This window comes from Rugamonas rivuli, assembly GCF_009380165.1.
Lineage (GTDB): Bacteria > Pseudomonadota > Gammaproteobacteria > Burkholderiales > Burkholderiaceae_D > Rugamonas > Rugamonas rivuli.
In genome coordinates this window covers 37,863-59,808 of sequence record NZ_WHUF01000008.1, presented here as the reverse complement: position 1 = coordinate 59,808, position 21,946 = coordinate 37,863, and the positions used below count along the sequence as shown (strand labels likewise).

General features: G+C 64.7%; 18 protein-coding genes. 3 read left to right on the top strand and 15 right to left on the bottom strand.

The genetic code is table 11. The annotated features are described in order from the left end of the window. Positions 1-8: 8 nt before the first annotated feature. The 9 genes from GEV01_RS25610 to GEV01_RS25570 form a co-directional block, all read right to left on the bottom strand. Positions 9-998, bottom strand: a complete 990-nt coding sequence (locus GEV01_RS25610) for a succinylglutamate desuccinylase (RefSeq protein WP_152808445.1) — start codon at positions 996-998, stop codon at positions 9-11. Positions 999-1,002: 4 nt separating this feature from the next. Next, the gene (locus GEV01_RS25605; RefSeq protein ID WP_152808443.1) at positions 1,003-5,715 is read right to left on the bottom strand and encodes an NAD-glutamate dehydrogenase domain-containing protein; all 4,713 of its coding nucleotides are present in this window, start codon (positions 5,713-5,715) and stop codon (positions 1,003-1,005) included. A gap of 120 nt (positions 5,716-5,835) precedes the next feature. Next, complete coding sequence (gene astB, locus GEV01_RS25600; RefSeq protein WP_152808441.1) at positions 5,836-7,173, bottom strand: N-succinylarginine dihydrolase; 1,338 nt, start codon at positions 7,171-7,173, stop codon at positions 5,836-5,838. A 9-nt stretch (positions 7,174-7,182) separates the two neighbouring features. Next, a complete protein-coding gene (gene astD / locus GEV01_RS25595) occupies positions 7,183-8,655 on the bottom strand; it encodes a succinylglutamate-semialdehyde dehydrogenase (protein ID WP_070272288.1) in 1,473 nt (490 codons plus the stop codon). Continuing rightward, positions 8,648-9,706, bottom strand: a complete 1,059-nt coding sequence (gene astA / locus GEV01_RS25590) for an arginine N-succinyltransferase (RefSeq protein ID WP_008452933.1) — start codon at positions 9,704-9,706, stop codon at positions 8,648-8,650. The genes astD and astA overlap by 8 nt, the downstream gene beginning before the upstream one ends. A gap of 13 nt (positions 9,707-9,719) precedes the next feature. Then, positions 9,720-10,757: an arginine N-succinyltransferase gene (locus tag GEV01_RS25585; RefSeq protein WP_008452934.1), complete on the bottom strand. Its 1,038-nt coding sequence runs from the start codon at positions 10,755-10,757 to the stop codon at positions 9,720-9,722. 93 nt (positions 10,758-10,850) lie between these two features. Beyond that, on the bottom strand, positions 10,851-12,095 hold the full coding sequence (gene astC, locus GEV01_RS25580) for an acetylornithine/succinylornithine family transaminase (RefSeq protein ID WP_152808439.1): 1,245 nt from the start codon (positions 12,093-12,095) through the stop codon (positions 10,851-10,853). A gap of 141 nt (positions 12,096-12,236) precedes the next feature. Continuing rightward, positions 12,237-13,181: a GlxA family transcriptional regulator gene (locus tag GEV01_RS25575; RefSeq protein ID WP_152808437.1), complete on the bottom strand. Its 945-nt coding sequence runs from the start codon at positions 13,179-13,181 to the stop codon at positions 12,237-12,239. 7 nt (positions 13,182-13,188) lie between these two features. Next, positions 13,189-14,103, bottom strand: a complete 915-nt coding sequence (locus GEV01_RS25570) for a DMT family transporter (protein WP_152808435.1) — start codon at positions 14,101-14,103, stop codon at positions 13,189-13,191. An 80-nt stretch (positions 14,104-14,183) separates the two neighbouring features. On the opposite strand from GEV01_RS25570, the gene GEV01_RS25565 reads away from it, so the two are divergent. From GEV01_RS25565 to GEV01_RS25555, 3 genes are all read left to right on the top strand, one after another. Next, complete coding sequence (locus tag GEV01_RS25565; protein WP_008452943.1) at positions 14,184-14,657, top strand: MarR family winged helix-turn-helix transcriptional regulator; 474 nt, start codon at positions 14,184-14,186, stop codon at positions 14,655-14,657. Continuing rightward, positions 14,654-14,935, top strand: coding sequence for a hypothetical protein (locus tag GEV01_RS25560; RefSeq protein ID WP_008452944.1), 282 nt, complete (start codon positions 14,654-14,656; stop codon positions 14,933-14,935). The genes GEV01_RS25565 and GEV01_RS25560 overlap by 4 nt, the downstream gene beginning before the upstream one ends. 87 nt (positions 14,936-15,022) lie before the next feature. After that, a complete protein-coding gene (locus tag GEV01_RS25555; RefSeq protein WP_152808433.1) occupies positions 15,023-15,859 on the top strand; it encodes an HDOD domain-containing protein in 837 nt (278 codons plus the stop codon). A 130-nt stretch (positions 15,860-15,989) separates the two neighbouring features. Here the strand turns inward: GEV01_RS25555 and GEV01_RS25550 are convergent, their stop codons facing one another. From GEV01_RS25550 to eat, 6 genes are all read right to left on the bottom strand, one after another. Next, entirely contained in the window at positions 15,990-16,607 is a 618-nt protein-coding gene (locus GEV01_RS25550) for a glutathione S-transferase family protein (RefSeq protein ID WP_152808431.1), read from the bottom strand. 62 nt (positions 16,608-16,669) lie between these two features. Continuing rightward, entirely contained in the window at positions 16,670-17,365 is a 696-nt protein-coding gene (locus GEV01_RS25545) for a helix-turn-helix transcriptional regulator (protein ID WP_152808429.1), read from the bottom strand. Between the two features lie 44 nt (positions 17,366-17,409). After that, a complete protein-coding gene (gene eutC, locus GEV01_RS25540; protein WP_152808427.1) occupies positions 17,410-18,261 on the bottom strand; it encodes an ethanolamine ammonia-lyase subunit EutC in 852 nt (283 codons plus the stop codon). 11 nt (positions 18,262-18,272) lie between these two features. Then, positions 18,273-19,664, bottom strand: coding sequence for an ethanolamine ammonia-lyase subunit EutB (locus GEV01_RS25535; protein WP_152808425.1), 1,392 nt, complete (start codon positions 19,662-19,664; stop codon positions 18,273-18,275). 29 nt (positions 19,665-19,693) lie between these two features. Beyond that, complete coding sequence (locus GEV01_RS25530) at positions 19,694-20,515, bottom strand: TorF family putative porin (protein ID WP_152808422.1); 822 nt, start codon at positions 20,513-20,515, stop codon at positions 19,694-19,696. A 24-nt stretch (positions 20,516-20,539) separates the two neighbouring features. Next, positions 20,540-21,919: an ethanolamine permease gene (gene eat / locus GEV01_RS25525; protein ID WP_152808420.1), complete on the bottom strand. Its 1,380-nt coding sequence runs from the start codon at positions 21,917-21,919 to the stop codon at positions 20,540-20,542. Positions 21,920-21,946 lie beyond the last annotated feature (27 nt).

Here is a 21,946-nt window from a genome sequence, read left to right as displayed (position 1 = left end):
CGTAAAGATCAGGCGACCCGCACCACCATCAAGCCCGCACGCAGACCGATGCGAACATCAGGATTAGGGAACACCACCAGCTCCTCAGGATGCTGAACGGTATAAATAGTATCGCCGTCACGGGCGATTTCCTCGCCCTGCTTGAGCGCCGTGAAGTTGTGCGTCTCTTTACCGAACGCCATCTGGAACTTGTCGCTCAACTTGATGATCTGACGCGCAGTGTTGAACACGTGCGGCTGCTGCCTGGCCTCACGCTTGGCCGCACCCCGCAGCAAATCATCCAGCGCCTGCGACGCATCGACAAACTGCGACAGATCATTCTGCCCCAGCGTACCGATACGCCCCAGCTCCACCGTCGTGCCGGCCGCCGCATGATGCTCGGCCGAGTAATAGCTGTAAGTCCCGACCGAAGCCGGATTCATGATGACTGCACCGATGCCGGCCAATCCCAGCCACTCGATCAACTCGCGGCGCGGCTGCTCCGCGATCAGCTCCGGCACGATAGCGAAAGTCGGATACACCGACGGCCGTATCGCCGTATGCAAATCCAGATGCCAGCGCACCGGCCCCGCGCCATCGAAGAAGTCCGTGGTCGCGGCGATCATCACATCCGCACGCGCCGCTTCCGCAGTACCTTCCAGCGTCCCGCGCTCCTTGCGGAACATACGGTTCAAGTCAGCATCGATGAAGCGCTTGCCGGCGCGGATGGCGCCGATATTGCCAACGCAAAGCATCAGGTTGACCGCCAGCGACGGCGCCTGCTGCGACAAGGCTTCCAGCAGATACGCCACCACCTCGATAGGACCGGTTTCGTCGCCATGCACGCCGACCGACACCAGCACACTCGGACGTTCGCCTTCGGCCTTGATCGTCAGGATACCGTCGGCCGGCTGCGTCACCGCAAAACCAGCCGCCGAAAAACGCTGCGCGACAGCGCTGAAATCCGCTTCAGCAAGCGCGCGTACCGATTCCGGCAAAGCCTTAGGCAAATCAGTCATCTACTTACACCACCAGCATCGTGTTACCGGAATTGGTCGCTTCGGACAAAGCCCAAACGTCCAGCATCGCCTGTTCCAGATCGGTCGCCGCCGCGTAGCCAGACAAGCCCAGCGTATTGGCCACGACTTCCACCGCTTCCGCCGCCGTATGGCCGCCGGTCGCATGCTGCAGCACCTGCGACAGCAGGCGTTGCTGCGTGCGGCGCAGCGCGTTCTGCGCGTAGCTGCGCAGCTGCTCTTGCGAGCGGCTGGTAGCCGGCAGTTTCAGACCACGTTCCAGCGTATCGATGCCGACCTGCGCGCGCAGCGCCAGGCCAACTTGCAGGAACGCCGGCAAGTCCATGCCCACCGGACGCGATACCGACAGCGCCGCGAACACAAACGCCGCCACCGCCTCGATAGCCTCGACAGCCTTCCAGGCCTGCACGAATTCGGCACGCAGGCCGGAGGTGATGTCCGCATCCGACTGGCCGTCGGCCGGCGTCAGCTGCGCCAGCGTTGCAGGCTTGGCGAACAGTTTGGTCAGCTCGGCGACACCGGCGCGCAACTGATCGGCAGGCACCGTCAGCACGCCTTCGATGACGGACTTCTGCAACACGCGAGTGCGGCCATCGACCTTGATCGACACGGCACGCGGCACCTTCAACGCATCCGCATCCAGCGTCGTGAAGATAGGCGCCAGGTTCAGCGCGGACCATGCTTGGCCCCACGCCAGGATCACATCCGATTCATCCACACCATGTTCGCCGGCCAGTTGACGCAGCATCAGCGGACCGCAACGGTTGACCGATTCATTGGCCAGCACGGTCGCCAGGATGGCGTTGGCCAGCGGGTGCGCCAGCGCAGGACGAGTCGCCACCAGCAGATCCGGGAAGTACGGCTTCAGCACCGACTCGGCCCAGCTCAAATCCGTCAGCGGCAGCGCCGACAGGATGCGCTTGTAGCGGTTCTTCACGTTGGCGATCACCACCGCCAGTTCCGGCGTGGTCAGGCCACGGCCGTCGGCCTTGCGGCGCGCCAGTTCAGCCACCGATGGCAGCTGCTCCAGTTCGCGCGACAGCGCGCCCTCTTCTTCCAGCGACGCGATCAGCGCGGCATAACCATCCTGCACGGAGGCGTCGACCTGCGCTTGCGCTTCGCGCACCAGCAGCTGCGTTTGCAGCGTGTTGTCGCGCAGGACCAGGCGTTCGATGTCGGCGGTCATTTCGTTCAGCACGCGGTTGCGGTCTGCTTCGCTCAGCTGGCCGGCGTTCATTTCCACGTCCAGCCACATCTTCGCGTTCACTTCATGGTCCGAGCAATCCACGCCGGCCGAGTTGTCGATCGCATCGGTGAAGATGCGGCCGCCCGACAACGCGAACTCGATACGGCCTGCCTGGGTCGCGCCCAGGTTGCCGCCTTCGGAGACGACCTTGCAGCGCAGCTGGTTGCCGTCCACGCGGATGTTGTCGTTGGCGCGGTCCTTCACTTGCGCGTGCGATTCGGTCGACGCCTTGATGTAGGTACCGATACCGCCGTTGTAGAACAGGTCCACAGGCGCCAGCAGGATGCGGTGCATCAGCTCTTCAGGCGACAGCGCGGTTTCCTCGATATCCAGCGCGGCGCGGATCTGCGGCGACAGCTCGATCGAACGGGCGGTACGCGGGTACACGCCGCCGCCGGCCGAGATCAGTTCCTTGTTGTAGTCGTCCCACGAGGAGCGCGGCAGCGCGAACATGCGCTCGCGTTCGACGAAGGATTTTTCCATGTCCGGATTCGGATCGAGGAAGATGTGGCGGTGATCGAAGGCCGCCACGATTTTCAGTTTGCGCGACAGCAGCGCGCCGTTGCCGAACACGTCGCCCGACATGTCGCCCACGCCGACCATCGTCACTTGCGTGGCGTGGATGTCGTGGTCCATTTCGTAGAAGTGGCGCTTGACGGCTTCAAATGCGCCCTTGGCGGTGATGCCCATTTTCTTGTGGTCGTAACCGTTCGAGCCGCCCGACGCAAACGCGTCGCCCAGCCAGAAGCCGCGCTGCACGGCGATGCCGTTGGCGATGTCGGAGAAGGTCGCGGTGCCCTTGTCGGCAGCCACTACCAGGTACGGATCGTTGCCGTCGTAGCACACGGTGTCCGCTGGCGAAACGATATTACCCAGCACGCGGTTGTCGGTCATTTCCAGCAGGCTGGCGATGAACAGGCGATACACTGCCTCGCCTTCGGCCGCGATGGTTTCACGCACGGCGTCTTTCGGCATCTGCTTGCAAACGAAGCCGCCCTTGGCGCCGGCCGGCACGATGACGGCGTTCTTCACCATCTGTGCTTTCACCAGGCCGAGAACTTCGGTGCGGTAGTCTTCCATGCGATCCGACCAGCGCAAGCCGCCACGGGCGACCGGGCCGCCGCGCAGGTGCACGCCTTCGAAGCGGCGCGAGAATACGAAGATCTCGCGGAACGGACGCGGCTCCGGCACCAGCGACAGGCTGCTGGTGTCGAACTTGAAGATGATCTTGTCGCCCTTCTGGTCGTTCTGGAAGTAGTTGGTGCGCAGCGTGGCGACCATCAGATCGGTCATCGCGCCCAGCACTTCTTCGCTGTCGGCGTGGTTGATCGCAGGCAGGCGGCTCTTGATGCCGGCCAGCTTGTCCAGCGCGGCGGTGCGGGTGGCTTCGTCCAGCGCAGGGTTGAAGCGTTGCAGGAACGCGTCCACCAGTTCCTTGACGATGACCGGCTGCTTGCGCAGCGTTTCAGCGATGTAGCGCACCGAGAAGCGGGTGCCGGTCTGGCGCCAGTAGCTCATGTAGGCGCGCACCAGTTGTACCTGGCGCACGCTCAAACCGCCTTCGATGACCAGGCCATTCAAGCGGCCGTCTTCGGCTTCGTTGTTGAACAGCGCGGCGAACAGTTCCTGCGCGACCGGCACGACATCGGCCTTGGCCAGGTTGGCGGCGCTGGCGGCGTCCACCGACAGGCTGGTGACGAAGTGGCGCTGGCCGTCAACGCGCAGCGAGTGCGCCTGTTCACGGTCGATCGACACGCCGGCGTTATGCAGCGCAGGCAGGATGGTCGACAGCGAAGGCACGCGGTCGACGGAGTACAGACGGATGGTGGTCGCATCGGCGACGGTTTCCACGCGCACGTCCACACGCGACGGATCGGTGTTGCGCAGGATGGTGCCCAGGTCGTGGAACGCGGCTTCCGGCGCGGTGGTGGCGACGTAGTCGGTCGGCAGCGTGGCGCACATCTTGCGCAGGCTGGCGCGCAGCGGCAGGTCCGGCACGGCGTCGGCCAGCACGGAGAACTGGTCGTGCCAGCCGTCCAGCACCGACAGCAGCGGTTGTTGAATATCGGTTTCCAGGTCCAGCGGGTAGCGCGCGGCGTGAGCGATCAGATACACGCGGGCCAGCGGACCATCGGCCACCAGCGTCTGCGAGCTGACGTACTGCGCGCCGGAGCTGGCTTGCAGCGCCTTGGCCAGTGCGGAAGCGACGCTTGCGCTGTAACGCTCGCGTGGCAGGTAGACCAGCACATTCAGGTGGCGCGCATACACGTCGCGGCGGGCGAACACCTTGGTGCGCGGCTGCTTGTACAGCGACACGACGGCGCCGCAAACTTCGGCCAGCCATTCAGGTTCCGCTTCCAGCGCCTCGGTGCGCGGCAGCGATTCCAGGATCTCCAGGAACTTCTCGGCGCGGAAGCCTTCCTGGCGCACGCCGGCGATGCTCAGCACCTTGGCCACGCGGCCACGGGCGAACGGCAGGCGGTTCAGCGGCGTCGCGGTGGCGGCGCGGGTGAACAGGCCCACGAAGCAGTACTCGCCCAGGATCGCGCCTTGCGCGTCGGTGTGGCGGATGCCGATGAAGTCCAGTTGCTGGTCGCGGTGCAGCGTGCCTTCTACGTCGGCCTTGACGATGGACAGGGTGTGGGCGCGTTTCGACAGCGTGTCGAAATCGCCGGGGATATTGGCCAGACAGGTGCCGTAGACCGGATGCGATGTATCTTGCAGCACGCCGACCCGGCTAGGGATGTCGCGTTCCAGTTCGCGCACGCCCGGCTTGACCTGGTAGTAGGCGTAGCCGAACGGCTCGAAGCCCTCGGTCTTGGCCCATTCCAGGAAGGCGGCGACTTCCTTGCCTTCTTCGCCATGCGATGCGGCTTCGGCGCCGATGCGGCTGAAGTGTTCCTGCATCGCGGCTTTGTCGCGGCGCACCACGGCGGCGTCGCGCGACACCATTTCCAGGCGCTCGACCAGCATGCCGATTTCGGCTTCAGGCAGGTCTTCGGACAGCAGGCACAGTACATACGATTCGAGTTTGTCGCCGGCCTGGCCGACGGCGGTCACTACGCCGTCCGCGCTGCGCGCAACCGGCAGCACCGAGTTCAATACACCGTTGACGCCCACGCGCAGCTTGCGCATGGCCATGACCATGGAATCGACCAGGTAAGGGACGTCGTCGTTCAGCACCAGCAGCGCGGTGGCCATGCCGCCGCGGCCATCCGCGTAGCGCAGCTTGGCGATCTGCGCGCCGGAGCCGGTGCGCTTGGAAGCTTGAGTGAAACCATCCCACAGGACCGGCGCCAGGCTGTCAGGCACGGTGCCGGCCAGGTCTTCGTCATCCAGGGAACCGAGCCAGGCGCTGATCAGCGCGGCGACTTGAGTGCTGTCGCTGGCGGGCTTGCTGGCGTTGACCAATTCCAGCGTTTGTTTACGCAGGTCTTGTGGCATTTGTTTCATCGTTGCTTCTCCAATACGTTATGTGTATTTTATGTTGCAGGCGCCGCGCCGGCTTGTGGCTGCGCGGCAGGGTTGAGCGCTATTAGACACCAAATCCCCATATGGGGGCGAGATGGTGTTTTACAAATCATACAGTCCAGGCAAGCCCAGAATCCGGCTCAGATCTTCCAGCGCGGTGTGCACTTCGATCGCCAGTGCCGGATCGGCCAGGTCGGACGGTTCCAGGCGGTCGCGGTAGTGCTTCTCCACCCACGCCACCAGCGTGTGGTACAGAGCCTCGGTCATCACCACGCCTTGATGCATCGCAGCCGCTTCGGCATCGGTCAGCGCCACGCGCAGGCGCAGGCACGCAGGGCCGCCGCCGTTGCGCATCGACTGGCGCAGGTCGAAGTGAATCAGCTCGTCGACCGCGTTGCCGCTGGCGACCAGGCCTTGCAGATAGGCCGCAACGGCGGCGTTTTCCTCGCACTCCTGCGGAATCACCAGCGCCATCTTGCCGTTGTCCTTGCTCAGCAGCTGGCTGTTGAAAAGATAGCTGTGCACCGCATCAGCCACCGACACCTTGGCGGTATCGACGCGGATCGCGTTCAGGTCAGCGCCCACGCCACCCATCGCGCGGCGCAGCTGTTCCAGCGCGCCCGCTTCGTCGGCAAAAGCCTGCTCGTGGTAGAACAGCACATTGCCGTTACCGACCGCGATCACGTCGTTGTGGAACACGCCCTGGTCGATCACGTCCGGGTTCTGCTGGATGTAGACGGTGCGCTCGGCCGACAGGCCGTGCAGGCGGGCCACGGCCTGCGATGCTTCCAGCGTCTGGCGGGCCGGGTATTTTTTCGGCGCAGGAGCGGAGGCGTCGAACTCGGTGCGGCCGTAGACGAACATCTCGACGGCGGCGCTGCCGTGGTCCTTGCACAGGCGCGTATGGTTGGCCGCGCCCTCGTCGCCGAATGCCGGCGTGCCTGGCAGCGCGTCATGCACGGCGAAGTGCTTCTCGTCCTTGAAGATGGCGCGCAGCGAGCGCGCCGACTGCGCGTGCTCGAAAGCGCGATGCAGCTTGTTATTCAGATTGGCGGCGGTGAAATGCGTGCGGCCGTCGGCGCTGTCGGCGGACGGGCTGACCGTGGCCGCGTTGGCGGTCCACATCGGCGAGGCCGAGTAGGCGCACGCCAGGATCACCGGCGACTCCTTGGCGGCCTTGGCCAGCACCTCGGCATCGCTGCCGGTGAAACCGATGCTGCGCAGCAGGCGGAAATTCGGACGGTCCTGCGGCGGCAGCAGCGCCTGGCCGAAACCACGCGCGGCCAGCGCGCGCATCTTGGCCAGGCCTTGCAGGGCCGCCAGCTTCGGATTCGAAGCGCTCTTGACGTTGCTGAACGAGGCCACATTGCCGAACGACAGACCGGCGTAGTTGTGCGATGGGCCTACCAGGCCGTCGAAGTTGAATTCGCGTGCGCGCATTTCAGTTCCTTAGAAGTGCATGCCCGGCGACAGTTTCGCAGGCATTTCAAGTACATTGTTTTCGATCGAAGCGACTGGGTAGGCGCAGTAGTCGGCCGCGTAGTAGGCGCTCGGACGATGGTTGCCCGATTGGCCCACGCCGCCGAACGGCGCGCTGCTGGCGGCGCCGGTGGTCGGACGGTTCCAGTTGACGATGCCGGCGCGTGCGCGCACCTGGAAGATCTTCCACAGGTTTTCGTCGTTCGAGATCAGTGCCGAGGCCAGGCCGAATTCGGTGGCGTTGGCGGCTTTGATCGCGCTGTCGAAGTCCGCCACGCGGATCACTTGCAGCAGAGGGCCGAACCACTCTTCGTCAGGAATGCCTTTGGCGTCGGTGACATCGACGATGCCGGCCGAAACGAAGCCGGTGTTGTCGACCAGCTGGCGCATGGTCAGCAAGCTCTTGCCGCCCTTGGCGACCATGTCGGCCTGCGCCTGCACCAGGCGCTTGGCGATGGCCGCCGACACCACTGGGCCCATGAACGGCGCAGGCTCCGAGGCCGATGCGCCGATGGTCAGGCGGCTGGCCACGTCGACCAGGCGCGCGACGATCGCGTCGCCCTCGGCGCCCTGCTTGACGATCAGGCGGCGCGCGCAGGTGCAGCGCTGGCCGGCCGAGATGAAGGCCGACGAAATCGCCATGAACACGGCGGCGTCGATATCCTTGACGTCCCACACCACCAGCGGATTGTTACCGCCCATTTCCAGCGCCAGCATCTTGCCTGGCTGGCCGCCGAACTGCTTGTGCAGCGCGGTGCCGGTCTGGCAGCTGCCGGTGAACAGCACGCCGTCCAGCAAGGCGTTCTGGCCCAGCGCGATACCCGCATCGCGGCCGCCGTTGACCAGGTTGATGACGCCCTTCGGCACGCCGGCTTTTTCCCACAGCTGCACGGTCTTGACGGCGGTGCGCGGTGCGTATTCGCTAGGTTTGAAGACCACGGTGTTACCGGCGATCAGCGCAGGCACGATATGGCCGTTCGGCAGGTGGCCCGGGAAGTTGTAAGGACCGAACACGCCGAACACGCCATGCGGACGGTGGCGCAGCACGGCCTCGCCGTCGGCGACCTTGTTCTGGGTTTCGCCGGTGCGCGCGCCATAGGCCTGCACCGAGATGTCGATCTTGTTGGCCATGGTGGTCACTTCGGTGCGGGCCTCCCACATCGGCTTGCCCACTTCCTCGGCGATCAGCAGCGCCAGCTCTTCCGCATCCTGCTTCAGCAGATCGCGGAAGCGGGTGCAGACGGCGATACGGTCGGCCAGCGGCGTCAGCGCCCAGGCTTCGAACGCCTCGCGCGCGGCGGCGGCGGCGTGGCCCACGTCCTGCGCGGTCGATTCGTTGCTGGCCCAGGTCTGCTTGCCGTTCGACGGATCGATCGTCACCAGTTCGGCGCCGCTGCCGGCGAGCCACTCGCCGTTGATGAAGTTACTCAGAGCTTTAGACATGTGGATTCTTCCTCAGATTAAGGGTCAGCGTGCGCACCGTATCGCCGGGATGGCAGTGCAGGAGTTGTTGTTCGGCTTCCGGCAGCGCGATGGCGCCGTTGACCGGCACCGATTGCGACAGGATCATGCGGAAATCCTTGAGCGTGGTGTTCGACACCAGCATCGGTTCGGCGACTGCGGTCTCCGGCGCGCAGGCCGAATCCCAGTCCGTCGCCAGGCCGATTTCAGCCAGCGTGCTCTCGCGCATGGCGCGCAGTTCCGACACGCGCGCCTGCAGCACCGGGCCGGCGTCGAAGATGTCGACATAGCCTTCGAAGTACAGGCCTTCCTGTTCAAGCAGGCGGCGCGCCGGCGCGGTCGAGGTGTGGACCTTGCCGATCACTTCCTGCGCGTCTTCCGGCAGGTAGGCCACGTACAGCGGCTGGCGCGGCATCAGCTCGGCGATGAATGACTTCTTGCCGACGGCGGTCAGGTCGTCGACGTGGTCGAAGTCCATCTTGAAGAAGTGGCGGCCCAGGCCTTCGTAGAACGGCGAGCGGCCACCCTCTTCCTGGTAGCCGCGCATCTCGGCGATCAGCTTCTCGGTGAACAGGTGCGGGAACTGGGCGATGAACAGGAAGCGGCTCTTCGACAGCAGCTTGCCGTTGTTGCCGGTGCGGTAGTCCGGCGCCAGGAACAGCGAGCACAGTTCGGTGCTGCCTGTCAGGTCGTTCGACAGGTAGAGCGTGTCCATGCGGGTGAACACGTCCAGCTCGCGGCTGGAGTGCACCAGCGTGCCGATGCGGTAGTTGTAGAACGGTTCGGTCAAACCCACCGAGCCCTTGATCGCGCACACGCCGGCGATGCGGCCGTTGCTGGTGTCCTCCATGACGAACATGTAGTCGCGCTTTTCGGGCGGGATGGTTTCGGCGAACGAGGCCACGGCGATGGCCAGGCGGTCGCCCATCATCTTCATGTCCGGCTTGAGGGTGGTCATGCCGCTGCCGACCTGCGTGGCCATCACGTACAGGGCGTCGAGGTCGTTGGCTGTGATTGCGCGTACTACTAGCATAGGTGGTCCACTCTTAGATTCTGACGCAGATGACGGTATCGCCTTCGGCGATCTGAAGCGCTTCCTGCACATCGGCCGGCAGCGCCACGTTGACTTGCGATTCCAGCGCCGCGCAATGCGTGATCACGGCGCGGAAGTTGTGTTCGGAGCCCGACGACACGGCGTAGCGCAGCTGCGGCTCGCGGCCGCGGTCCGGCGATTCGCCGGCCGTGGTCACGCGGCGCTGCAACGCGCCGGTGAAGGTGCGCAGCGTGTTCTTGTGCGCTTGCAGGATCGGGCCGCCGTCGAAGATGTCGATGTAGTCGTCGGCTTCGAAGCCTTCGGCCGTCAGCAGGTTGAACGCCAGCTCGCCCGACGGATGGATCTGGCCCATGGCCGCCTGCGCGTCGCCCGGCAGCAGCGGTACGTAGACCGGATAGTGCGGCATCAGTTCGACGATCAGCGTGCGGTTGCGGGCGCCGCCGATGACGCGCTCGGCGTCGAGGAAGTCCATCTTGAAGAACTTGCGGCCCAGCGCATCCCAGAACGGCGAACCGCCGTCGGCGTCGGTCACGCCGGCCAGCGGCACGAAGAAGCGGTCGGCGAAGCGGTGCGGCGCCAGCACGGCGAACATCAGGCGCGCGCGCGACAGCAGGGCCGCTTCCGGCGTGCCGTGTTCGCGCTCGCCGACGTAAAAGCTCGACAGCTGGGAGTAGCCGGTCAGCTCGGAGCACAGCGTCAGCGCGTGCACGCTGTGGCTGATGTTCAGGTCGCGCGATACCTGTTGGATCACGTCGTTGCGGAAGGAGAAATAGGTGCCGTTGGAGCCGGCGGCGGCGAACATCGCGGCGGTGCCGACGATGGTTTTATCGGCCGGCGACTCAAGCACCAGCAGGTAGGATTCTTCGCTCGGGATGTCGACGTGGGCGGCAAACGAGGCGATCGAACGCTCGATCATGTCGGCGATCTTCTCGCGCGTTTTCGGCAAGGTGTGCACACCCGGCATGGTCACTGCGGCCAGCGCTTCGAGGGCAGCAATATCCGCAAGTTCTACCGGACGGACTACATACATGGGAACTCCTCAGATTAACGCACAAGCCCGGAGCACAAGGCACCGGGCTGAAATGAAAGGCGGCGGAACCAGGTCCGCCGCCGTAGGTGCTGTTTAAGCAGCCTTGATCATGCCGTCCAGCGACAGGCGCAGGATGCGGTCGACTTCGGCGATCTGGGCGTCGGTCACGATCAGCGCAGGCGCCAGGCGCACCACGTCCATGCCGGCGATCAGCACCATCAGGCCGTTGGCTTCAGCGGCGCGCTGGATGTCTTTCGAACGGCCTTTCCAGGCATCGGTCACGACCAGACCCAGCAGCAGGCCGGCGCCGCGCACCAGCGTGAACACCTGCGAGTAGTCGGCCACCAGTTTTTCCATCGTCGAACGCAGCTTGGCGCTGGCTTCTTTGACGCGGGCCAGGAAGGCTGGCTGGTTGATCGTGTCCAGCACGGTCAGCGCCACGGTCGCGGCCAGCGGGTTGCCGCCGTAGGTGGTGCCGTGGGTGCCCACGCCCAGCGTCTTGGCCAGTTCGTCGGTGGTCAGCATGGCGCCGATCGGATAGCCGTTGCCCAGCGCCTTGGCGGCGGTCAGGATGTCCGGGGTGATGCCGTAGGTCATGTAGTGGAACAGGTCGCCGGTGCGGCCCATGCCCGATTGCACTTCGTCGAAGATCAGCAGGGCGCCGGTCTTGGTGCACAGGTCGCGCAGCTCTTGCAGGAAGGCCTTGTCGCCCGGGACCACGCCGCCTTCGCCTTGCAGCGGTTCGACGATCACGGCGCAGACGTCGTCGCCGATGGCGGCGCGTGCGGACTCGATGTCGTTATAGGTGACGTGTTCGATCGCTGGCGGCAGCGGCTCGAAGCCTTCGGTGTACTTGGACTGGCCGCCGACCGACACGGTGAACAGCGTGCGGCCGTGGAACGACTGGTAGCACGACACGATGCGCGATTTGTGCGCGCCGAACTTGGTGTGGGCGTATTTACGGGCCAGCTTCAGTGCGGCTTCGTTGGCTTCGGCGCCGGAGTTGCAGAAGAAGGCGCGGTCGGCGAAGGTCGCTTCGGTCAGCGCGGTGGCCAGGCGCAGCACTGGCTCGTTGGTGTAGCCGTTACCGAGGTGCCACAGGGTGTTGGCCTGGCGGGTCAGCGCTTCGACCACGGCCGGGTTGCAGTGGCCCAGCGATGCGACGGCGATGCCGGAGGTGAAGTCCAGGTAGTGCTTGCCATTCTGGTCCCACAGGTCCAGACCAGAGCCTCGGACCGGTACCATCGCTGCTGGTGCATAGGTTGGCACCAGAACTTCATCAAAGGTCTGACGAGTTACAGGACGGGTGGTGACGGTCGTATCGAGCTTGGCGTTCATGGCATTCCCTATTAATGTTGGGTAAGGCGCGGCACAGCACCGCGTGGACCCATTATAAAAAGCGGCATGCTAAAACTCTTTTCAAATGGCGACAAGGATTTTCACTTTTGGCCGCAAAGTAAGCTTGTCAGAACGACTAGCCTATACAGGTGGACTCAGCTTGCGTTGCCGCTCTTCTCGCGGGGTGTTGCCGAACAAGGCGCCGAAGGCGGTCGAGAAGTGCGAGCCGGACGAGAACCCGCACATCAGCCCCACCTGCACGATGGAATGATTGGTTTCCAGCAGCAACTGCCGGGCGCGTTGCAGGCGCAACTCCAGGTAGTAGCGCGACGGCAGGCTGCCCAGGTACTGCTTGAACAAGCGCTCCAGCTGGCGGCGCGACAGGCCGACCAGGTTGGCGATGTCGTCGGTGGACAGCGGTTCCTCGATATTCGTTTCCATCAGCGTCACCGCCTCGGACAGGCGCGGCTGCAAGGCGCCGAAGCGGGCCTGCAGGGCGACCCGCTGGCGCTCCTCGTGGCCGCGCACGCGCTCGATGCACAGGCTTTCCTTGATGGTGGCTTGCACGGTGGCGCCGAACAGGTGCTCGATCATGGTCAGCGAAAAGTCGATGCTGGCGGCGCCGCCGCAGCAGCTCAGGTGGCGACCGTCCAGTTCGAACAGGTGCGGGGTCAGGATGGCGCGTTCGGAGATGCCCTCGGTGTCGGCATACAGCGCCCATGGCAAGGCGATGCGCACGCCCGCCATCAAGCCGGCGGTGGCAAGCCATAGCACGCCTGCGCCGACACCGCCCCAGTACTCGGCCGAACGGCAGCGCTCGATGACGGCGCGGCTCAGCTCCGGGGCCATCGGCGCCTGGCCCTCATCGGCCACCAGCAGCGCGATGTGCCAGCCCGGCTGCGCCAGCACCACTTGCGCCGGCGTCATGGTTTCCAGATGCAGCACGTCGCGGCCCAGCGTGGCGGCGGCCAGGCGCAGCGGCTGCACCAGGCCGGCCCAGGTGATCGCATCGGCTTCGCCCGCGTTCACCAGCAGCATGCGCAGCGGCCGCTCTTGTGTGACGCGGGATAAATTATCGAAAGACATCGGACCTCTACTCCGGAGCCAGCGCGGCGGCGGGCCGCTCGGTGCTCCATTGGCTGACGATCATGCCGGAAATCAGCAGCGCCGCGCCCAGCAAGCCGTTCCAGGCCAGCGTCTCGCCCAGCCAGAAATAGGCGAAGATCGCCGCGCAGCCCGGTTCGAACGCATAGATCACGGCCGCCTCGTTGGCGCTGCTGTGGCTCTGGCCCCAGGTTTGCAGCGAAATGATGGCAGCCGTGGCCACCACGCCCAGGTAGACCAGGTTCAGGCCGTACATCTGCAAGCCCTTCCAGATGTAGCTGACGTAATCGGGCAAATCCTGACTGCGCTCGGCAAAGCCCAGCGGCACTTCGCGGATCAGCAGCCACACGGCGGCGCACACGGCCACGGTCCAGATCTGCGAAGCGGTCAGTACCATCAGCTTGTCGACCTTGCGGGTGGTGGTTTCCATCAGCTTGACGTAGATGCCGAAGAACAGCGCGCACAGCAGCGCCAGCGTATCGCCGCGGCCCCAGGTGAAGCTGCCCTCCCAGCACAGCGCGAACAGGCCGGCCAGCGCCAGCACCAGCGCGACGACGATGCGGCGCTCCAGCCGCGCGCCCATCAGCACGCCCAGCAGCGGCGGCACCAGCACGTTCAGGCCGGTGACGAAGGCGTTGCGGTTGGAACTGGTCAGCGCCAGCCCCTCGATCTGGAACACGTAGCACAGGAACAACACCGCGCCGGCGATGATGCCCCAGCGGATATCGTTCCACTTGGCGCGCCACATAAACGGCAGCAACAGCACGCCGGCCAGCGCGAAGCGGCACAGCACGATCCAGCTGGCCGACAGGTAGCCGGTCATGTCCTTCATCGCGGGGAAAGTCGTGCCCCATACCAGGGTCACGATGAGCAAAGCGGCAATGCCGCGCAAGTGTTGAGGCATGGTTTTTTTATTATGAATGTCCGTCCGCCATTATAGTCCCGGCCAGGATTGCCGGTGCGAACCGGCTATAATCACAGTCTATGGGTGAACGTTTTTTGAAAAGCATCCGGCTGCTGGCCGATTGCTTACAGAGCTATGAACGGCTCTCTGGCCAGTATGTGCGCCAGAGCGGCTTGACGCACGCCCAGTTCGATATCATCGCCACGCTGGGCAATACGCCCGGCATGTCCTATAAAGAACTGGGCGACAAGACGCTGATCACCAAGGGCACGCTGACCGGCGTGATCGAACGGCTGGAGCAAAAAGGCCTGGTGGAACGTCAGCGCAACGACTGCGACAAACGTTCCTTCTTTGTCCGGCTGACGGCGGAAGGCGAGCAGGTGTTTTGCACGGTCTTCCCGAAAGTCGTCGGGGAAAGCGGGAAAGTGTTCGCGCATTACAGCGAAGACGATTTCGCCGCCCTTGAAAAAACGCTGTCCGAACTTAAAACTGTGATTACGGCCGGCCATACCGAATGCCCGTCCACCCACGACTCAACCAAGGAAATCATTTGAAAACGACTCTGCTCGAAGGCAAAAAGCCTGCCAAATTCGACAAACACATCATCGGCAACCTGCTGCTGAACCAGGCGACGCCTGACGAAGTGCGCCAGGAAAAACTGATCATCGGCGTACGCAACGAAGACGGCGAAATCTACCGCCTGATCGGCGCGACCAAGCACAACAGCTTCATGAACGCCATCGAAGAACTGTTCGACCTGGGCCTGACCGACGAACTGCAAGACACCGACGCCACGCAAGACGGCTGCGACGCCATCTTCAGCGAGCAGTAATCTGCGCTGAAGGCGGCTTGTTGTGTCGCGCAAAAGTATTTTCAGAAGAAGTGCCACACGGCAATATTCCGAGTATAATTTTTTGCAATGGACAGACTCGACGCCTTCAAGACTATTGCTGCTCAGGCGAGCCGGGGGGAGCTCTCGTTCCCGGCCAACGTCAACGCCTCGCTGCGCCTGCAGCAGGCGCTGAGCGATCCCGACTGCCACGTCGAAGCGGCAGCCAAGCTGATCCAGGCAGACCCGTTGCTGGCGGCGCGCAGCGTCGCCATCGCCAACTCGGTGGCCTACAACCGATCCGGTACTGAAATCTCCAGCGTGCGCGCCGCCGTGCAGCGCCTGGGCGTACGCACCCTGCAATCGCTGGTGGCGGCGCTGATCGTGCGCCAGATCGGCAGCCAGGTTACCGATCCCGGCCTGCAAGCCAAAATCAATCAACTGTGGGAACACACGGCGCACGTGGCGGCCCTGTCGCAAGTGATCGCGCGCCGGGTCACGCACGTCGATCCGGATACGGCGCTGTTCGCCGGCATCATGCACGAGGTGGCGGGCTTCTACATGCTGTCCTGCGCCGGCGACTTCCCGGAAGTGATGGACGGCGAGCCGGAAGACTGGGTCGAGCATGGCGAGGTGGAAATAGGCCGCGGCGTGCTGACCAAGCTGGGCGTGCCGGACGGCGTCTACAAGGCAATCGAATCGATGTGGATAGGCTTGCGCGCGCTGCCGCCGGAAACCCTGGGCGACACGCTGCTGCTGGCCAACGATCTGTCGCCGGTGCACTCGCCGCTGTACCAGCGTCCGGGCGCGACCACGCTGCAGGGTGCGCGCACCATCGACTTCGTGATCGGCGAAGGCACGCTGCACGCCATCATGAGCGAATCGGCCAACGAGGTGCAGTCGCTGTACGCGGTGCTGATGCTCTGAACAAAAAAAAGCCCGCTGGGGAGCGGGCAAAGTCCAAAACTAGGGATCTCCTCCAGAGGAGACGTACCCAGAGTACCCTTCCCGTCCCGCTCGCTCTGTGCGCCAGTTCACATATAAGCGCATTTTTCTATCACCACACCGGTTCCGATTGTTTCCACGCATCCAGCTGCTGAATCCGGCCCAGCCACGCCATCATCTTCGGATATTGGGTGACAGGCAATTTAGCTTGCTCGATGTACATCAACGGCGCGGCCACCGCCAGATCCGCCAGGCTCAGCTTGTCGCCGGCAACCCACTCGCGCCCCGCCAGATGCTGCTCCAGCACGGCGCCGAAACGCGCCACCAGCCGTGCGCCCTTGTCCAGTTCCGCCTGGTCGGGCATGCCGCCGCCGGTGATGCCCTTCCAGATGTTTTCCCAGACGATGATGCCCAGCGCCGGCGAAAAATGCTGGCAAGCCCACAGCATCCAGCGGTTGATGTCGGCACGCTGCACGATGTCGTCCGGATACAGCGTCTGGCCCAGGGTGCGGTCGGCCAGGTACTGCATGATGGCGCAAGATTCCCACAGGATAAAGTCGCTGTCCTGCAGCACCGGCACCATGCAGTTCGGGTTGAGCGTCTCCAGGCGGCGCCGGTCTTCCTGGCTCATCAGATTGACTTCGGTCACGTCCAGCGGCGTGCCCATGTGGATCGCGGCCAGCATCACGCGGCGCGAGTTGGCGGAAGCAGGGTGGTGGTATAAGCGCATTTGAAAGTCTCCATCAGGTGAGTTGAGGACTTCATCGTACGACCGGGCCGCGACAGTTTTTGTCAGTAGTCTTCGCGCAGGTTCTGCTGTTGGCGCCAGGTCTTCAGCAAGTCGCTGCGACGGGCCGGATAACGCACGCCCAACGATTCTACGCCTGCAATACGGTCGATGCGGAAATGGCGGAAGGCCATGCGCATTTCGCACCACGCGGCCAGCAGCCGCTTGCCCTCCAGGAAGGCCAGCGCGAACGGCCACACCACCCTATCCGACGGCTTGCCCTGCTCGTCCTGGTAGGACATGCGCAGCCGGTGCTGGTAGCGTATCGCCTCGCGCACCGGCCGCACATGGACATCGCTGGCGGTATCCTGGTCCTGGCCCAGCGGCACCCACAGGCTGGTTTCGGCCATATCGTCGCGCAGGTCTTTCGGCGTGGCGGCGGCGATCTTGGCCAGCGCGTTGTTGGCGGCGGCGGCCAGCGCATCGTCGCCCTGCCGGCGCACCCAGCGCGCGCCCAGCACCAGCGCCTCCAGCTCGTCGGCGCCGAACATCAGCGGCGGCAGGAAGAAGCCGGCCTTAAGCATGTAGCCGACGCCGGCCTCGCCCTCCAGCGGCGCGCCCAGGCCGGACAGGGTCTGGATGTCGCGGTAGATGGTGCGTTCGGATACGCCCAGCTGCTCGGCCAGGCGAGCGGCGGTGACGGGACGGCGGTAGCCGCGCATCGCATCCATCAGCAGGAAAAGTCGGCCGGTACGGCTCATCGTTGCTCTCTCATTTGTCGGTCGGCGGGACGTCCGCCCGCCGACTAGTCGAGGTCGAGCAGGAAGTTGCGTTGCGGTGCGTCCAGCGTGGTGTTGTCGGTGGCTGTTTCATCCTTGAGCGCGACGCCGGACAACTGGCGTTGGCGCGACTCGGACAGCAAGTAGTGAAGCTTGAAGGCTGCGTCGTCGTAGGTCAAGCCCGCAGGCCGTACATTCGAGATGCAATTGCGGGCGGCGTCGGTCAGGCCGCTCTTCGGCGCCCAGGTCAGGTACAGGCCCATGCTGTCCGGCGAGCTCAGGCCGGGGCGTTCGCCGACCAGCACCACCACCGCGCGCGCGCCCAGCAACTCGCCCACCTCGTCGCCCACCGCCACCCGCCCCTGGCGCACGATGGACAGCGGCGCCAGCGTCCACGACTCGGCGGCCAGGCGCGCCATCAGAACCTTCAGGAAGGGCAAGGCGTTCTGTTCGATGGCCAGCGCCGACAGGCCGTCGGCGATGACGAAAGCCAGGTCATAGCCGGCCGGATCGGATGCGCGCTCCAGCAGCGCCTGGCGTGAGTCTTCGTTCAGACGCCTCCCCAAGTCGGGGCGTTGCAGATAGATGTCGCGGCTGGCGGCGGCGCTGTGCAGCGGCAGGCAGGGCAAGCCGCTGGAGGCTTGCAGGGCGTCGCCCAGTGCGGCGTGGTCCAGCGCCAGGTGCACGGCGTCGCGTGCGCGCGCATGGGCCAGCTGGAACTCCAGTTGCGGCGCGGTCGGCTGGCTGACGCCGCTGCGCCCCAGCGCGATGCGCGCCGCCGTGAAGCGCCGCAGCGAACGCCACGGATTGGCGGTGACGACGCCGTCCTCGCTGGCGCCGTCGCTGGTGGCCGGAAGCATATGCTCGGCGTCGTTCATGCGGGTTCCCATCAGTTCAGACTCGACAGCGCGCGCTGGAAGGATGCCGGCAGCGCATTGCCCAGTGTAGCGCACTCGTCGCCGGTGAAGATTTCCATCTGCTTCAGCCAGGCCTCGAATTCCGGCGCCGGCTTCAGGCCCAGCACGCGGCGCGCGTAAAGCGCGTCGTGGAAGGAGGTGGTCTGGTAGTTGAGCATGATGTCGTCCGAGCCCGGGATGCCCATGACGAAGGTGCAGCCGGCCGTGCCCAGCAGGGTCAGCAGGATGTCCATGTCGTTCTGGTCGGCCTCGGCGTGGTTGGTGTAGCAGACGTCGCAGCCCATCGGCAGGCCCAGCAGCTTGGCGCAGAAGTGGTCCTCCAGCCCGGCGCGCACAATCTGCTTGCCGTCGTACAGGTACTCGGGGCCGATGAAGCCGACCACCGAATTGACCAGCAGCGGCTGGAACTTGCGCGCCACCGCGTAGGCGCGCGTCTCGCAGGTCTGCTGGTCGACGCCGTGATGGGCGTTGGCCGACAGCGCGCTGCCCTGCCCCGTTTCAAAATACATGACGTTGTTGCCCACAGTGCCGCGTTGCAGCGACAGCGCCGCCTGCTGCGCCTCCGCCAGCAGGGCCAGGTTGATGCCGAAGCTGGCGTTGGCCGCCTCGGTGCCGGCGATCGACTGGAACACCAGGTCGATAGGCGCCCCGCGCTCGATGGCGGCGATGGTGTTGGTCACGTGGGTCAACACGCACGATTGCGTGGGGATGCCGTAGCGGTCGATAATCTCGTCGAGCATGGTGACGATCTTGATCACCTGCGGCACGTTGTCGGTGGCGGGGTTGATGCCGATCACCGCGTCGCCGCTGCCGTACAGCAGGCCGTCCAGTACGCTGGCGGCGATGCCGGTGGCGTCGTCGGTCGGGTGGTTCGGTTGCAAACGCGTGGCCATGCGTCCCGCCAGGCCGATGGTGTTGCGGAAGCGCGTGACGACACGGCACTTCTTCGCCACCAGGATCAGGTCCTGGATGCGCATGATCTTGGAAACGGCCGCCGCCATCTCCGGCGTGATGCCCGGAGCGACGGCGGCCAGAACCGCCTCATCGGCGGCGTCGCCAAGCAGCCAGTTGCGGAAGTCGCCCACGGTCAGGTGGGCGATGCGGGCAAAGGCGGCGCGGTCGTGATCGTCGATGATCAGCCGCGTCACCTCGTCCTGCTCGTACGGCACCACCATCTGGTTGAGGAACAGTGTCAGCGGCAGCTCGGCCAGCGCCATCTGCGCCGCCACCCGCTCCTCGGCGCTGGCCGCCGCCAGCCCCGCCAGATAGTCGCCGGAACGCGCCGGCGTCGCCTTCGCCATCAAGTCCTTCAGGTCGCGGAACTGATAAGTCCTGCTGCCTACCGTATGTGCAAAGCTGCTCATGGCCGTACTCTCCCGATGATGCCGGTGCTCTAGAAGTTGCGCGCGGCCGTCAGGACCAGGCGCTTCTGTGCCACGTTCTTGCCGCTGCCGTCGGCGTTGAAGAAGGTCCACAACGGCGTGCCGTTCTTGCTGGCGTCGCCGCTATTGTAGGTGGCCGCCGCCGAGAACGCCCAGCTGTCGATGGTCTTGGTCACACCGGCCTTGACGTCGAAGAAATTGAAATCGCTCATATTGCGCACCTGCTGGCGGCCGGCGTGCAGGTTCAGCACCAGGCCCGGCGCCAGCTCGGGATTCCAGTTCGCCTCGACATAGGCGGTGCCGCGCGTGTTGGCCAGCTTGCCGCTGTCCGGCTGCACGGCGAAGCCGAACCAGTACTCGCTCAGCGCCACCCAGGCGTAGGCATTGAAGGCGCCGATGTTCACGCCCAGCTTGGCTTCCTGGGTATGGTACTTGATGTCCTTGCCGCCCGCCGCGTAGTGCGCGCCCGGATACCAGTAGGTGACCAGGCCGGCGTCGATATTGTTGCCCTCGCTCAGCGGGTAGCGGTAGCCGCCGTAGACGTCGATCTCCGAACCGCTGCCGTTGTTGTAGGCCGCGTGCGAGACGCCGGAGCCGAACAGCCCCAGGTAGAAGCCGCTGACATGCGTAAAGTCCAGCGTGGCTTGCGCGGTGGGCTTGGCCTGCGTCTGCGAAATGCCGCGGAACAGGTAGTCCGACACCAGCGTCAGGTTGCCGGTGTTGGTCCAATCAGGGGCCGGTGCCGCCGGCGCCGCGTCGGCAGCCAGCGCGCCGCCAGCGGCGCAAGCCAGGCAACCGGCCGCGGCCAGCATGGAGAAGAGTTTTTTGGACATGGATGAAGCTCCGTAATTGGAAAGTTAGACGGCGTCGAAAGCCGCGTGCTGCTGGCGGTTGCCCTTGGTGGCCAGGAAGAACACATAGCCGGCCGCCAGGAAGGCGACGAACACACCGAAGATCAGCGGGTTGTAGTACACCATCGTCACCAGGCAGACCAGGGCGCCGGCCAGCGCGATGGCCGGGAACAGCGGATAGAACGGCGCGCGGAAAGGACGCACCATGTTCGGCTCCGTGCGGCGCAGCTTGAACAGGCTCAGCATGCTGAGGATGTACATCGTGATCGCACCGAACACCGACATGGTGACGATGTTGGCGGTCAGGGTCTGGCCGCCGATCTTGATCAGCTCGTCGCTATAGATGGCAGCGATGCCGATCACGCCGCCCGCAAGGATGGCGCGGTGCGGCGTCTTGAAACGTGGATGGATCTTGGCGAAGTAATGCGGCAGGTAAGCCTCGCGTGCCAGTGCAAAGATCTGGCGCGAATAGCCGAGGATGATGCCGTGGAAGGAAGCGATCAGACCGAACAGGCCCAGCCACACCAGCATGTGCAGCCAGTTGCTGTTCTCGCCGACGATGATCTTCATGGCCTGCGGCAGCGGGTCGTTGATGTTGGCCAGCTTGGTCCAGTCGCCTGCACCGCCGGCAAACACCATCACACCGATAGCCAGCAGCACCAGCGTAATGATGCCGGCGATGTAGGCGATGGGGATGGAGCGTTTCGGATCCTTGGCTTCCTCGGCCGCCATGGCCACGCCTTCAATCGCCAGGAAGAACCAGATCGCAAACGGAATCGCCGCGAACATGCCGGGGATGGAGGCAATGCTGAAACTGTCCTGGCCGGACCAGCCGCCCTTGACGAAATTCGCCACCGAGAAGCCGGGCGACACCACGCCCATGAACACCAGCAGCTCGAAGATGGCCAGCAGCGTCATCAGCAATTCAAAGGTCGCCGCCACCTGCACGCCGACGATGTTCAGCATCATGAACACCACATAGGCGCCGACCGCCGCCGTCTTCGGATCGACTGTCGGGAACTGCACGTTCAGGTAGGCGCCGATCGCCAGCGCAATCGCCGGCGGCGCGAACACGAACTCGATCAGCGTGGCCGCGCCGGCCAGGTAGCCGCCGGTCGGGCCGAAGGCGCGCTTGCTGTAGGCGAACGGACCGCCCGCATGCGGGATCGACGTGGTCAGCTCGGTGAAGCTGAAGATGAAGGTGGCGTACATGGCCGCGATGAACAGCGCGGTAATGGTAAAGCCCAGCGTCCCCGCCGAGGCCCAGCCGTAACTCCAGCCGAAGTACTCGCCCGAGATCACCAGGCCTACCGCGATGCCCCACAACTGGAAGGTGCCTAGCGACTGTTGCAGCGCCGGTTGCCCGGCCGCCTGTTTTGCATTCATGTGATTCTCCCTAAGGTAAAGCGCGTC